Raw genomic sequence first — 13387 nt, forward strand, 5'->3', positions numbered from 1 at the left:
CGATCTCGTCAAACGGGTTCATCGACATCTTCACATTCGCAAGATCGACACCGCTACCGTCCGCCTTCACGCGAACCTTCACGTTATAGTCGATCACCCGCTTAACAGGCACCAATACCTTCATGGGAAAACTCCTGTGGGCAGAAGATGCCGGGGCCCCGCAAGGCCCCGGACAGGATCAGAACGAACGGCGCAGGAACTCGCGCAACTCGCCGACGACACCACGGCGGAACGAGAGCACGCAGGTCACGAAGATCACGCCCAGCACCACCGGCACCCAGGCGGCCAGCGGCCCCGAGGCAAGGTAGTTTTGCAGCGTCACGATGATACCCGCGCCCACGGCCGGACCGGCGATGGTGCCAAGGCCACCGAGCAGCGTCATCAGCACCACCTCGCCCGACATGTGCCAATGCGCATCGGTCAGCGAGGCCAGCTGGAACACGACCGTCTTGGTCGCACCGGCCAGACCCGCCAGCGTCGCCGACAGCACGAAGGCCAGAAGCTTGTAACGCTCGATGTCATAGCCAAGCGAACGGGCGCGGTCTTCGTTGTCGCGGATGGCGCTGAGCACCTGGCCGAAGGGTGAATGCACTGCCCGCGCGATCAGCAGGAAGCCGGCCAGACAGATCGCCAGCACGAAGTAATACATCGCGCGGTCGTTCGTCAGGTCAATCAAGCCAAGCGCGGTGCCGCGCGGCACGCCCTGAAGGCCGTTCTCACCGCCGGTGAAGGGCGAGGAGATGAAGACGAAGTAAGCCATCTGCGCCATGGCAAGGGTGATCATGGCGAAGTAGATGCCCTGACGGCGGATCGCGAGCGTGCCGATCGCCAGCCCCAGAACCCCCGCCGAAAGCGCGCCGACGAGGATGCCGAGTTCAGTCGGCAGGCCCCAGACCTTGAGCGCATGGCCCGAGATATAGGCCGCGCCGCCGAAGAAGGCCGCGTGACCGAAGCTGAGCAGCCCGCCATAGCCCAGGATCAGGTTGAAGGCCGAGGCGAAGAGCGCAAAGCACAGCAGCTTCATCAGGAAGACAGGGTAGATGACCAGCGGCGCTGCCAGCGCAAGTGCCAGAACGATGAGATAGCCGAGAAACTTGTTCATTGTCCGTCTCCTCTCAAGCCGGCTTGCCGAACAGCCCTGCCGGGCGCAGCACCAGAACGATAGCCATGACGACGAAGATCACGGTCGAGGACGCCTCGGGCCAGAACACCTTGGTCAGTCCTTCGATGATGCCCATGCTCAGACCGGTCACCACCGCGCCCATGATCGAGCCCATGCCGCCGATCACGACGACCGCGAAGACGACGATGATCAGGTTCGAGCCCATCAGCGGGTTGACCTGAGTGATCGGCGCGGCGAGCACACCGGCAAAGGCCGCCAGCGCGACGCCATAGCCATAGGCCAGCGTGGTCAGCAGCGGCACGTTCACGCCGAAGGCTTGCAGCAGGCGCGGGTTTTCAGTGCCGGCGCGCAGATAGGCGCCGATCTTGGTGCGCTCGAACAGATACCAGGTCGCCACGCAGACCGCGAGCGAGGCCACCACGACCCAGCCGCGATAGAAGGGCAGGAACATGAAGCCGAGGTTCACGCCGCCTTGCAGCGCTTCCGGCGTGGGATAGGGAATGCCCGAGGCGCCGAAAAGTTTGACGAAGGTCCCCTCGATCACCAGCGCGAGACCGAAGGTCAGCAGCAGGCCGTAGAGGTGGTCGATGCCCGACAGGCGGCGCAGCAGAACGCGCTCAAGCCCGACACCGATGGCACCAACGATGAGCGGCGCAAAGATCAGCGCGCCCCAGTAGCCGATGCCCAGGTATTGCGTCAGCCCCAGCGTGGCGAAAGCGCCCAGCATGTAAAGCGCGCCATGGGCGAAGTTGACGATATTGAGAAGGCCAAAGATGACGGCCAGGCCGAGCGAAAGCACCGCGTAGAACGCGCCGTTGATGAGGCCCAGAAGCAATTGGCCGAAAAGCACTTGCGGGGGAAAGCCCAGCAGATCCGTCAGCATAGGTTATGTCCTTGTTTGCTTTGCCAGACGCTCCACCGGATGCCGCGAAGGCATCCGGTGGTCGCATCTCGCATTACTTCGTGGGGCAGGTGCTTTCGGAAAGAGGGCCGAAAGCCTCTTCACCCGGAATAGTCCGCACGATTTTGAGGTAGTCCCAGGGCCCGGAGGAGTCGGCCGGAGATTTCACCTCTGCGAGATACATGTCGTGGACCATGCGGCCGTCGGTGCGCAGCACGCCACCATGGGCGAACATGTCCTCGACCGGCATTTCGCGCATCTTCGCGACGACGGTATCGGTGTCATCCGAACCGGTGGCTTCGATGGCCTTCAGGTAGTGACGCACGGACGAGTAGGTACCCGCCTGGATACCCGTCGGCATCTTGCCGGTCTTCTCGAAGAAGCGCCTCGACCACTCGCGGGTCTCGTCGTTCATGTCCCAGTAGAAGCTCACGGTCATCTGCAGGCCCTGAGCGGTGTCGAGGCCAAGCGCGTGGACGTCCGACAGGAAGACCAGCAGACCGGCGATCTTCTGGCCAGCTTCGACGATGCCGAATTCCTTGGCGGCCTTGATCGCGTTGATAGTGTCGCCACCCGCGTTGGCCAGGCCGATGACCTTCGCGCCCGAGGCCTGCGCCTGCAGCATGAAGGACGAGAAGTCGGACGCCGGGAACGGGTGCTTGACCGAACCAAGAACCTTGCCGCCAGCGGCCTCGACCACTTTCGACACGTCGTTCTGAAGCGCCTCGCCAAAGGCGTAGTCGGCGGTCAGGAAGAACCAGCTGTCGCCGCCTTCGGCCACGACGGCCGAACCGGTGCCCACGCCCAGCGCGCGGGTGTTATAGGTCCAGTGCAGACCGGTCGGGATGCAAGCATCGTTGGTCAGCGGCGAGGAGGCCGCACCCGACACGAGCGCGATCTTGTTCTGCTGCTTGGCCACTTCGAAGACCGCCATGGCGACCGAGGTGGTCACGAGTTCGGCGAAGGCGTCAACCTGCTCGGTGTCGCCCCACTGGCGCGCCTTGTTGGCCGAGATGTCGGCCTTGTTCTGGTGGTCAGCCGAGACAAGCTCGATCGGCGCGCCGGCGACGGTGCCGCCGAATTCCTCGATCGCCATTTCGGCTGCGGTGATGGTGCCCGGGCCAGCCACGTCCGAATAGGTGCCCGACATGTCGGTCAGCAGGCCGATCTTGACGACGCCATCGCTGATTTCGGCGCTCGCACCGCTGGCGAGCATCGCCAGAACCGAGGCGCTGGCCGCGAGTTTCTTGAACAGTTTCATTAAGTTCCTCCTCCTTGGAAAGATTCCGGCGTCCTCCTCAGACGCTCAGATATTGGTCGAAAATGTGCTGCTTGCTCTCCAGTTCGTCGGCCTTGATGGTCGCGACGATCTTGCCGTGATCCATCACGAAGTGACGGTCGGCGAGCGGGGCTGCGAAACGGAAGTTCTGCTCGACGAGAACGACGGTGTAGCCGCGCGTCTTCAGCTCGATCAGCACCTCGGCCAGCTTGTCCACGATGACCGGGGCAAGGCCCTCGGTGATCTCGTCGAGCAGCAGGATATTGGCGCCGGTGCGCAGGATGCGTGCCATGGCCAGCATCTGCTGCTCGCCGCCCGAAAGACGGGTGCCCTGGCTGCGGCGGCGCTCGGCGAGGTTGGGGAACATCTCGTAGAGTTCCTCTACCGCCATGCCGCCATCGGCCACGCGCGGCGGCAGCATCAGGTTTTCCTCGACCGACAGGCGCGAGAAGATGCCGCGCTCTTCGGGGCAGTAACCCACGCCCAAATGCGCGATGGAATGGGGCGTCGCGTGGATCACCTCTTCGCCCTTGAGCATGATCGAACCGGTGCGGTGGCCGATCAGCCCCATGATCGAACGCAGCGTGGTCGTGCGCCCCGAGCCGTTGCGGCCCAGAAGCGTGACCAGCTCGCCCTGATAGACCTTCATATCGATGCCGTGCAGCGCATGGCTTTCGCCGTAGAAGGCGTGCAGGTCCTGGATGCGCAGCTCCTCGATATGCTCCGAGACGTGCTGGCCGCCGATGTCGTGGTTTTCGATCACGTCGCTCATGCCGCTTTCCCCATATAGGCTTCCTTGACGCGCGGATCGGCCGAGACCTCGGCATAGGTGCCCTCGGTCAGGACGGCGCCGCGCTGCAGGACGGTGATCTGGTCGCAGAGCGTCGAAACGACGCCCAAGTTGTGCTCGACCATCAGGATCGTGCGGTTCTTCGAGACCTTGCGGATCAGCTGGGTGATCAGCTCGACATCCTCGCGGCCCATGCCCTGGGTCGGTTCGTCGAGCAGCATCATCTCGGGTTCAAGCGCGAGGGTCGTCGCGATCTCAAGCGCGCGCTTGCGGCCATAGGGCAGATCGCCCACCATCGCCTCGCAGAAGCGCTCGAGCCCCACCATGCCCAGCAATTCGTCGGCACGGTCATTGAGCTTGTGCAGCGTCTTTTCCGAACGCCAGAAGTGGAACGAGGTGCCCAGCTTGCGCTGCAGCGCCACGCGGACGTTCTCGCGCGCGGTCATGTGCGGGAAAACGGCCGAGATCTGGAACGAACGCACCACACCCATGCGCGAGATTTCGGCGGGCTTGGCATTGGTGATGTCGCGCCCGTTGAACGCGATCGAGCCGCGCGTCGGGATCAGGAACTTGGTCAGCAGGTTGAAGACCGTGGTCTTGCCCGCACCATTTGGCCCGATCAGAGCGTGGATCGTGTGGCGGCGGATCCGCAGATCGACCTCGCTCACGGCGGTGAAGCCCTTGAACTCCTTGGTCAGTCCCCGGGTTTCCAGAATGAAATCGTCGGATTTGCTCATGACACTCGCTTTGCAGAAAGAGGGCGGCGTGCAGGACCAGGCCCGCAACGCCTCCAGTTCAGGGGGGTCATTTCGACGTGTTCAGTGCCTTTGCCTGCTCGCGCAGGACGAACTTCTGAACCTTGCCGGTCGAGGTTTTCGGGAGAGACCCGTAAACGATCGTCTTGGGCACCTTGAAATGCGCCATGTTCTGGCGGCAGAAGGCGATCAGCTCGGCCTCGGGCAGCTCTTGCCCGGTTTTCAGCTCGACGAAGGCGCAAGGCGTCTCGCCCCATTTCGGATCGGGTCGGGCGACAACGGCCGCCTCCATCACCGCGGGGTGCTTGTACAGCACGTCCTCGACCTCGACCGACGAGATATTCTCGCCACCCGAGATGATGATGTCCTTCGAGCGATCCTTGAGTTCGACATAGCCATCGGGATGCATCACGCCGAGGTCGCCCGAGGCGAACCAGCCGCCGTTGAACGACTCGTCCGTGGCCGAGGGGTTCTTGAGGTAACCCTTCATCACGTTGTTGCCGCGCATGAATATCTCGCCCATCGTCACGCCGTCCGAGGGAACCGGCTCGAGCGTGGTCGGATCGGCGACCATCAGCCCCGAGAGCGCCACGTTCTTGACGCCCTGGCGGGCCTTGAGGCGCGCACGCTCTTCGGGCTTGCGCTCATCCCAGTGGCCTTTCCAGGCGCAGACGACCGAGGGGCCGTAGGTTTCGGTCAGACCGTAGACGTGGGTGACCTCAACGCCCATGGCTTCCATCTTCTCGATCACGGCGGCCGGCGGCGAGGCCCCGGCGGTCATCACCTTGACCTTGTGCGAGAAGTCCTTCAGTTCGTCGGGCGCGTTCGCCAGCATGTTCAGAACGATCGGCGCGCCACAGAAATGGGTGACCTTCTCGGTGCGGATCGCCTCGTAGATCGGCTCGACGCGGACCGAGCGCAGACAGACGCAGACACCGGCATTGGCCGCGATGGTCCAGGGGAAGCACCAGCCGTTGCAATGGAACATCGGCAGCGTCCAGAGGTAGCGCGAATGATGCGGCATCCCCCAGGTCATGATGTTCGACATCGCATTCAGCGCGGCGCCGCGGTGGTGATAGACGACACCCTTGGGGTTGCCGGTGGTGCCCGAGGTGTAATTCAGGCTGATCGCATCCCATTCGCTGGCGGGCGGGTCGTAACGGAAATCCGGGTCGCCCTCGGCCAGCAGCTCGTCATAGGTGACCGAACCGATGCGGTGACCACCCTCATAGGTGGCATCCTCGATGTCGATCACCAGCATGTCGCGGCGGCCGCTGATCTTGATCGCACGCTCGACAACATCGCTGAATTCGGGATCGACCATCACTGCCTTTGCCTCGGCATGGGCGAGGATGAAGGCAATCGCCTCTGCATCCAGACGGGTGTTGACGGTGTTCAGCACAGCGCCAACCATCGGCACGGCGAAATGCGCTTCGAACATCTCGGGGATGTTGGCGGCGATGACCGAAACGGTGTCATCTTTGCCGATGCCGCGCTTGGCCAGTGCGCTGGCGACGCGGCACATGCGCTCGTAGGTCTCGCCCCAGGTGCGGCGCAGATCGCCGTAAACGACGGCGGTCATCTCGGGATAGACCGAGGCGGTGCGCTCTGCAAAAGACAGGGGCGTCAGCGCGGCATAATTTGCCGCATTCGCATCCAGTCCACTTTCGTAGATGCTGTGCTTGTTCATGATGTAAGTCCCTCCGCTCGACCCGAAACCCCTCCTGCTCCGAGTCAACGCGAAAAACTTACACACGGGCATATTGCCCAATTTTCCACGAAATGTATCCAATTGTGACATGCCGGGAATTTGGCTTGGGAAACCCGGCGCGCTGACGCATCGTAGGGTGTGCCAAGCCAACGCCCAACGGACCCAATGATGCGAGACGCGCCAAATGATCTCGGCCTTTCCGGCCTCGTCCTGGAAGGGCTTGGCAAGCTGGACCAGGGGATCACCATCTTCGATCAGCACCTGCGCATGATCGCCTGGAACGACCAGTTCCTGGAAATGTGCGACTACCCCGCCCATCTGGCCTTCCAGGGAGCGGATTTCGCCAGCTTCATCCATTACAACGCGGCGCGCGGCGAATACGGCCCCGGCGACCCCGATGCGCTGGTGGCCGAGCGCGTCGAGAAAGCCCGCCGATTCGAGCGCCACCAGTTCGAGCGCGCACGCCCGAACGGCCGCGTGCTTGAGGTCACCGGCACGCCCCTGCCCGGCGGCGGTTTCGTGACGATCTACACCGATGTCACCGAGAGCCGAAACCAGAAGGCTCGGCTTGAGCAACTTGTCGAGGAACGCACCCATGCTCTGCAACTCAGCGAGGCGCGGCTGAAGCTGATCGCCGACGAGGTGCCAGCGGGCATTGCCCATATCGACCGCGACATGAAGGTGCTGTACGCCAACCGCCGCTTTGCCGGGGCCTATGGGCGCACGCCCGAAGAGGTGATCGGTCTCAATGCATCTGACATCCTGCATCCGCGCACGCTGAGCGAGTCGGCGCGGTTTTTCGAACAGTCACGGCGCGGCGCGGTGGTGGATTTCGAAATGCGCATCGAGCTGCCCGACGGCCGTTTCAAGGATATCCGCACCCTGTTGCGCCCCGAGACCCCGTCGTCGGGTGAAGTGATCGGCTTCTACCTGCTCTCGATCGACGTGACGCGCCGCAAGGCCACCATGTCGGCGCTCATGGGCTCGCAGAAGATGGATGCGCTTGGGCGTATGGCCAGCGGTATCTCGCATGATTTCAACAACCTGCTGACGATCATCCTGGGTAACCTCGTGCCGCTGGCCGAGGAGCTGGGCGATGGAGAGCTGGTCTCGGATTACCTCGCCCCGGCGATCTCGGCGGCGCGGCGCGGCTCGGCGCTGACGCAACGCTTGCTGACCCTGGCGCGGCGCGAACAATTCGCCCCCGAGCCCACCGATATCGTCGGCGCCGTAGAAGAGATCCACACGCTGCTGCGCTCATCCCTGCCGCGCAGCCTTGAGATCGTGCAGAACTACCGCGCCGATGTGCCCTCGGCCCTGGTCGATCGAGCGCAGCTTGAGATGGCGCTGCTGAACCTTGCGATCAATGCCAAGGATGCGACCGGCGGCGTCGGTCGGATTGCAATCGACGTGGCGCCTTACGACCTGCCGCCCGAAGAGGCCGAACTGCTGCACCTTCCCGTGGGTCATTACGTGCGCATCCGGTTCTCGGATGACGGCTGCGGCATGACGGCCGAACAGACCGAGCGGGTCTTCGAGCCCTTCTACACCTCGAAAGCGGCAGGTGCGGGATCGGGCCTTGGGCTGTCGATGGTCTATGGTTTCGTCACCCAGTCGAATGGCGCGATCTCGGTGGACAGCGCGCCGGGGCAAGGTGCACGCTTCACCATCCTGCTGCCGGGGGTTGAACTGCGCGCGCCCTCCGAACCCGCCCCCGCCGCTGAAGACAGCCCAGATGCGGGTGCCCCCGAGTTGCTACTTCTGGTCGAGGATGACATGCAGGTGCGGCGCACCATACGCCGCCAGATCGCGGCGCTTGGCTATCCGCTGATCGAGGCCGAAACCGGGGACGAGGCATTGAACCTGCTGGACCACATCGACGAGGTCGGCATCGTGCTGACCGACATCGACATGCCGGGCAAAACCGACGGTCTTGCTCTGGCCCGGCATCTGGCCGCCGCCCGCCCCGAGATCGCCGTTCTCCTGATGAGCGGTCAGGCCAGCCTGACCCAGCCCGATGACGGCGAGCTGACCGATATTCCCGCCTTGCGCAAACCCTTTACTGACGCGCAGCTGACCGCCGCGCTTGCCAGGGCGCGCCAACGCGCGCGCCGCGATATTTCCCGTGGAATGTCCATTGCAGAGAGATCGGGCAAATGAGTGCACTTGTGTACCTTCTCGAAGATGATGTGGATATCAGCCGGCTGATCGAGCGCAGCCTGGTGCAGCAGGGCTTCACCATGCGCAGCTTCCGCCGCCTGGCCGAGTTCGAGCGCGAATTGCGCCGCCAGACGCCGGACCTGTGCCTGATCGACCTCTCGCTACCCGACGGCGACGGGCTGAGCCTGATCAACGGCAACACCCTGCCCGAGAACATGCCGCGCGTGATCGTGACCGGGCGGGGCTCGGTCACCGACAAGGTCGTCGGGCTCGAGATCGGCGCGGATGACTATATCGTCAAACCCTTCGAGCCGCGCGAGCTGGTGGCCCGCCTGCGCGCCGTGCTGCGCCGCAGCCGAAAAAGCCGCGAAGCCGCCGAGAGCGATCCGCATTCGGTGGCCATCTTCGGCGGCTGGACCGCGAACCTAAAGGCCTGCACCCTGACCCATGCCGATGGCCATCAGGTGACGCTGAGCTCATCCGAGAACAGCCTGCTTGAGGCCTTCCTGCGCGCACCGGGCCGGGTGCTCAGCCGCTCGAACCTGCTTGATGCGACACAGGGGCGCTCGAACGAGCCCTTCGATCGCAGCATGGACGCGCGCGTCTGCCGCCTGCGCCGCAAGATCGCGCGCGCCCCCGACGATGGCGAGGTGATCCGCACGGTCTATGGTGCGGGCTACATCTTCACCGCCGAGGTGGACTGGAACGGCTGAGGCCTTTCCGCTTCACGCGCAGACGTCGCCGCAGCAGCAAGCTGGACGACACCGGCAAGTGCTCCTATCAAGGAGTGGCATCGCGGGGAGCATCATGCTTGAGATCTTTCAATCGCTTCAGCAGCAGTTCATCCAAGAGTTCTTCGGCATTGTCGGGGGGGTGATCTTCTTTGGCTCCTGGATGCTTCAGGCTTGGGAATCCAAGCGGGCCTCGGCGCCCGTGGTCTCGGAACGCTTCTTCTGGCTGCGCTCGCTCGCATCGGCCCTGCTGACCTATGAAGGTTACCGAACCGGCTCTGCCTCAATCACTTTCGTGATGTTCGCAACCCTTTTGCTGATGCTTTACAATATCTACCTGCTGCGCAAGCGCAGGTCGGCAAAGTTCTAAACCTCAGCGTGACAATAGCGCCGTGCTGTCGGGAAGCGGCAGGCAGGCCGCCAGCCCATCGAGATAACGCACGCGCAGATCGGTCGCGGCCACCGCGTCGCGATACCGTCTCCGCTTGAAATCGTCGAACAGGATGATCCCACTCGACGCCAGCCGCGGAATCGCTTCGGCAAGGCATGCCTCGCGCGCACGACCGTCAATAACGATCAGGTCGAATACGCCTTCTTCGTCGCGGATCGCGGCGACGTAGTCATCGAAGAACTGACCCTCAAACCCGTATTTCTGCGACCGAATTTGCCCCGAATTGCTGGCAGGGACGCGTCTCAATGCAACATGGCCAAACTGCGCGAGTTTCGGCTCGACGACATCGGCCCATTCGGCATCATGCTCGACCGAGATCACCTGACCCGTGCGCTTTGCAAGCCAGACCGTGCTGGCACCCGAGCCCCATTCGAACACGCGCGCACCAGGGCGCTGCGCGAGCAGCCGATCAACCTCGTCAATCGCGTCCATGGTCCACCATGCAAGATCAAGGTGAACCAGGTCGTCAATATCGTAGATCGCGAAGAGCGAGCGGAACCAGCGCGCCACGCGGCCATCGCGCTTTTCGAAATATCCCAAAAGGCCCACGGCGTCGAACAGGGCCCGAAGCTTGCGCAGGGTGAACACGTATGCAGAGCGAAGTGCCTGTTTCACAGGGTGCCCTCCAGCATCTCGGCATCACCGTGCGAAATCGTCTCGGCCACGACATATTTGTCGCGCTCCTTCAGCCCGGCGGCCTGCAACAATTCGGCGACCAGCCCGACCCCAAGGATCTGCGTCCCGGTAACAACCATCAATATCCCGATCAGCAACAGCGGGCGGTTGCCGATCGGCCCCATGCCCAGAAGCCAAAGCACCGAGAGATAGCCGATGAAGGCAAGCCCCAGCAGCAACAGCGGCAGACCGATCATCGCGAAGAAATGCAACGGGCGCGACTGATAGCGCGTCAGCAGCTTGACCGTCCCGAGATCGAGCATCCCCTTGATCATGCGCTTGGAGCCGTATTTCGAAACACCATGCGCCCGGGCATGGTGACGAACAGGGATCTCGGCGCAGCGATAACCGACCGCATGCAAAAGCGCGGGGGTAAAGCGATGCAATTCGCCATAGAGGTTCAGCCGCTTCGCCGCGCGGTGCGTGTAGGCCTTGAAACCGCAATTGATGTCGTGGATGTCGATGTCGAACATCTTCGCGGTCATCCAGTTGAACACCCGCGACGGCAGGGTCTTGCCCAAGGGATCATTCCGGTTCTGCTTCCAGCCCGAGACGACGTCATAGCCCTCGGCCAGCTTGTCGAGGAAACGCGGGATCTCTTCAGGATCGTCCTGCAGATCCGCATCCATCGTTATGATCACATCTCCGCCTGCCCGCGCCATACCGGCCGAAAGCGCTGCGGCCTTGCCGAAGTTCCGGGTAAAGCGGATCAGGGTCACGTTGTCGTTCTGCTCTGCCAGACGCACCACTTCCTGGTCACTGCCATCGCGACTTCCGTCATCGACAAATATCGCTTCCCACTTGCGACCAGAGCCCTGCATCACCGAGGCGATTTTCTGGAAGAGCGCCTCCAGCGTGGCGCGTTCATCCAGAAACGGGATCACCAGGGATACGGACTTCAGTGTACGCTCCTTGGTGACTTGCATGTTTGCCTGCTTGTGAACAATCTGCATCCGCTGCCTCAATCAACAATTCAAGCTAGTGTGTCTCTACGTCAGCGGCTAGTCTTTCTGGAAAAGCAGCCTTTTTTTAGGCAAGAGCAAGGCGGTAAGTGTATTGCAGGCAAATAATCCGGGACTGCTAGGCTCGAAAAATCATATCTGGTGGACCGCGCGCATTGTTGCCATTCTGTCAACAGTGCTAATGGGCAGCTATACTCTGCTTGAGCCGTTCGGACGTGATCAGGGTATTCACGCGACCATCGCCTATGCGCTGGATGAGGGGCTTATCACCTACCGGGACGTCTACAACATTAAGCCGCCCCTAACGACTGCGATGCATTGGATCTCGCAGGAATTGTTTGGCCACTCCATGATGGCCATTCGCGCGCTGGATCTGCTCGTAACCGCATTGACCGCCTGCGCCCTCGTCGAGGTTGGTCGTACGCTGAAAAAAGGTGCCGCTTTCGCGTTCCTGGCACCGGTCACCTTCACGACGATCTATTATAGCTACAACTTTTGGAGCCATGCTCAGACCGATGGATGGGCCGGCTTCCTGGTCGTCTTTGCGTTCTGGTCCATGCTCGCGGCTTGGCGGCGCGGGGCTGGCGTACCCCGCTTTACGCTGATGCTGCTGTCAGGGGCGCTACTGGGGCTGGCATTCGGGCTCAAGTATACGATCGGGGCGACCGGAGGGCTGGTGTTCGCGCCGCTCCTTGCACGCCTACTCGGGGCGACGAATGTTAGGTTTCATTTCAGCGATCTGTTCGCCAATGTGTTGGGGGGGATAGCGGTCCTCACAGCCGTTTCCGGGACAATGGCGCTGGCCGGGGCGCTGGCGCCTTTTCTTGAGATTCAGTCCTTCATTCGTGGCTACGTCGGGTATGTCGCGCAGACCCCTCCCGCTTTTCTAGATGAGATATTCTTGCCCGGGCAACACTCGCAACACCTTGAGGTATTGATCGGCGTCATGGCCCTTGTTGCCCTGCTGGATGCGTCCCGCGCCCACAGCCCGCTTGGCGTCGTCGCCGGTTTGATCTGGTATGCGGCGGCGTGGCTGTCTGGAAGCATACAGGGCAAAGGGTTCGCCTATCACTACCTGCCACTTGTGCCCGCCCATGCCTTCATGATCGGACTGGGCGCAGAGGCGCTGCTTGCCCGTATTCCCGCAGGTTCGATCCGGCGCATGACCATCCTCATCAGTGCGGCTGCCGTGTATCTGCCCAGCATCGCCGCCCAGAACGCGGTACTGGTTGCAAGCCTGTCCCAAATGCCCGATCCAAAGGCGAGCTACTACTCGACATTTCGCGCCAGTTCAGATTTCGACATCAACGGTACGCTCGCGTTCGCCGAGACGCTGCGCGCCCGGCGCAACCCCGAAGACAAGCTCTTCGTATGGGGCTATGAGACCATGCTCTACTTCCTCGTCGAGTCCCCTCCGCACTATCGCTACGTATATAATTGGCCCTTCATGGTGTCCTATTACGATGGTCGATACACGGAAGACCTGCTGACAAGACTACGGGCCGACCCCCCGGCACAATTCGTCGTGCAAAAAGAGGATGCCACACCCTGGGTCACCTATCGCGAAGAAAGTTCGGACCAAATGCTGCACGAGTATCCGGCGCTGGAGGCATTCCTGCGCGACAACTATCATCTGGTATCCAGCGAACCCAAGTATGATCTGTACGAGATCAACTGAGCTCTGCCGAAATTCCTGCAGCGAGACGACCGGCGGGCGCCGCGTCTAGGGAACCTGCCTCGCCGAATCGGAACAGTCACTTCCGCAATCGGCTTTCCGATGGCATGCTGATCCGCAGCTCTGGTCAACTGTCGCGAGAAGCCGCGTTTTGCTTATCCCTCCCAGCTCCTC

At 62.3% G+C, this 13387-nt stretch carries 12 protein-coding genes and 1 pseudogene; 4 read left to right on the top strand and 9 right to left on the bottom strand.

Features of this window, described 5'->3' with window-relative positions; genetic code table 11:
- The 7 genes and pseudogenes from LZA78_RS15785 to LZA78_RS15815 form a co-directional block, all read right to left on the bottom strand.
- Positions 1–124, bottom strand: a pseudogene (locus LZA78_RS15785) (electron transfer flavoprotein subunit beta/FixA family protein); the annotation flags it as partial.
- A gap of 54 nt (positions 125–178) precedes the next feature.
- Positions 179–1102, bottom strand: coding sequence for a branched-chain amino acid ABC transporter permease (locus tag LZA78_RS15790; protein ID WP_233677880.1), 924 nt, complete (start codon positions 1100–1102; stop codon positions 179–181).
- Positions 1103–1115: 13 nt separating this feature from the next.
- Positions 1116–2006 (bottom strand): branched-chain amino acid ABC transporter permease, encoded by an 891-nt coding sequence (locus tag LZA78_RS15795; protein ID WP_233677881.1) that lies wholly within the window; start codon positions 2004–2006, stop codon positions 1116–1118.
- A gap of 73 nt (positions 2007–2079) precedes the next feature.
- Positions 2080–3285, bottom strand: coding sequence for an ABC transporter substrate-binding protein (locus LZA78_RS15800; protein ID WP_233677882.1), 1206 nt, complete (start codon positions 3283–3285; stop codon positions 2080–2082).
- A gap of 37 nt (positions 3286–3322) precedes the next feature.
- A complete protein-coding gene (locus LZA78_RS15805) occupies positions 3323–4021 on the bottom strand; it encodes an ABC transporter ATP-binding protein (RefSeq protein WP_438811091.1) in 699 nt (232 codons plus the stop codon).
- Between the two features lie 50 nt (positions 4022–4071).
- Positions 4072–4830 (bottom strand): ABC transporter ATP-binding protein, encoded by a 759-nt coding sequence (locus LZA78_RS15810; RefSeq protein ID WP_233677884.1) that lies wholly within the window; start codon positions 4828–4830, stop codon positions 4072–4074.
- Positions 4831–4897: 67 nt separating this feature from the next.
- Positions 4898–6538: an acyl-CoA synthetase gene (locus LZA78_RS15815; protein WP_233677885.1), complete on the bottom strand. Its 1641-nt coding sequence runs from the start codon at positions 6536–6538 to the stop codon at positions 4898–4900.
- Positions 6539–6727: 189 nt separating this feature from the next.
- Here LZA78_RS15815 and LZA78_RS15820 point away from each other — a divergent pair, with 189 nt between their 5' ends.
- The 3 genes from LZA78_RS15820 (at position 6728) to LZA78_RS15830 (ending at position 9820) form a co-directional block, all read left to right on the top strand.
- Positions 6728–8719 carry a hybrid sensor histidine kinase/response regulator gene (locus LZA78_RS15820; RefSeq protein WP_233677886.1) on the top strand — a complete coding sequence of 664 codons (1992 nt, stop codon included), beginning with the start codon at positions 6728–6730 and terminating at the stop codon, positions 8717–8719.
- A complete protein-coding gene (locus tag LZA78_RS15825; RefSeq protein WP_233677887.1) occupies positions 8716–9432 on the top strand; it encodes a response regulator in 717 nt (238 codons plus the stop codon). The genes LZA78_RS15820 and LZA78_RS15825 overlap by 4 nt, the downstream gene beginning before the upstream one ends.
- A 94-nt stretch (positions 9433–9526) precedes the next feature.
- On the top strand, positions 9527–9820 hold the full coding sequence (locus tag LZA78_RS15830) for a hypothetical protein (protein ID WP_233677888.1): 294 nt from the start codon (positions 9527–9529) through the stop codon (positions 9818–9820).
- Between the two features lie 3 nt (positions 9821–9823).
- Here the strand turns inward: LZA78_RS15830 and LZA78_RS15835 are convergent, their stop codons facing one another.
- Complete coding sequence (locus tag LZA78_RS15835) at positions 9824–10516, bottom strand: class I SAM-dependent methyltransferase (RefSeq protein WP_233677889.1); 693 nt, start codon at positions 10514–10516, stop codon at positions 9824–9826.
- Positions 10513–11502, bottom strand: coding sequence for a glycosyltransferase family 2 protein (locus tag LZA78_RS15840; RefSeq protein ID WP_233677890.1), 990 nt, complete (start codon positions 11500–11502; stop codon positions 10513–10515). Before LZA78_RS15840 ends, LZA78_RS15835 begins: the two co-directional genes overlap by 4 nt.
- Positions 11503–11719: 217 nt before the next feature.
- Between LZA78_RS15840 and LZA78_RS15845 the strand changes: the two genes are divergently transcribed.
- Positions 11720–13216, top strand: a complete 1497-nt coding sequence (locus LZA78_RS15845; RefSeq protein WP_233677891.1) for a glycosyltransferase family 39 protein — start codon at positions 11720–11722, stop codon at positions 13214–13216.
- The last annotated feature ends 171 nt before the right edge of the window (positions 13217–13387 follow it).

It is taken from the genome of Rhodobacter flavimaris (assembly GCF_021378075.1).
GTDB lineage: Bacteria > Pseudomonadota > Alphaproteobacteria > Rhodobacterales > Rhodobacteraceae > Rhodobacter > Rhodobacter flavimaris.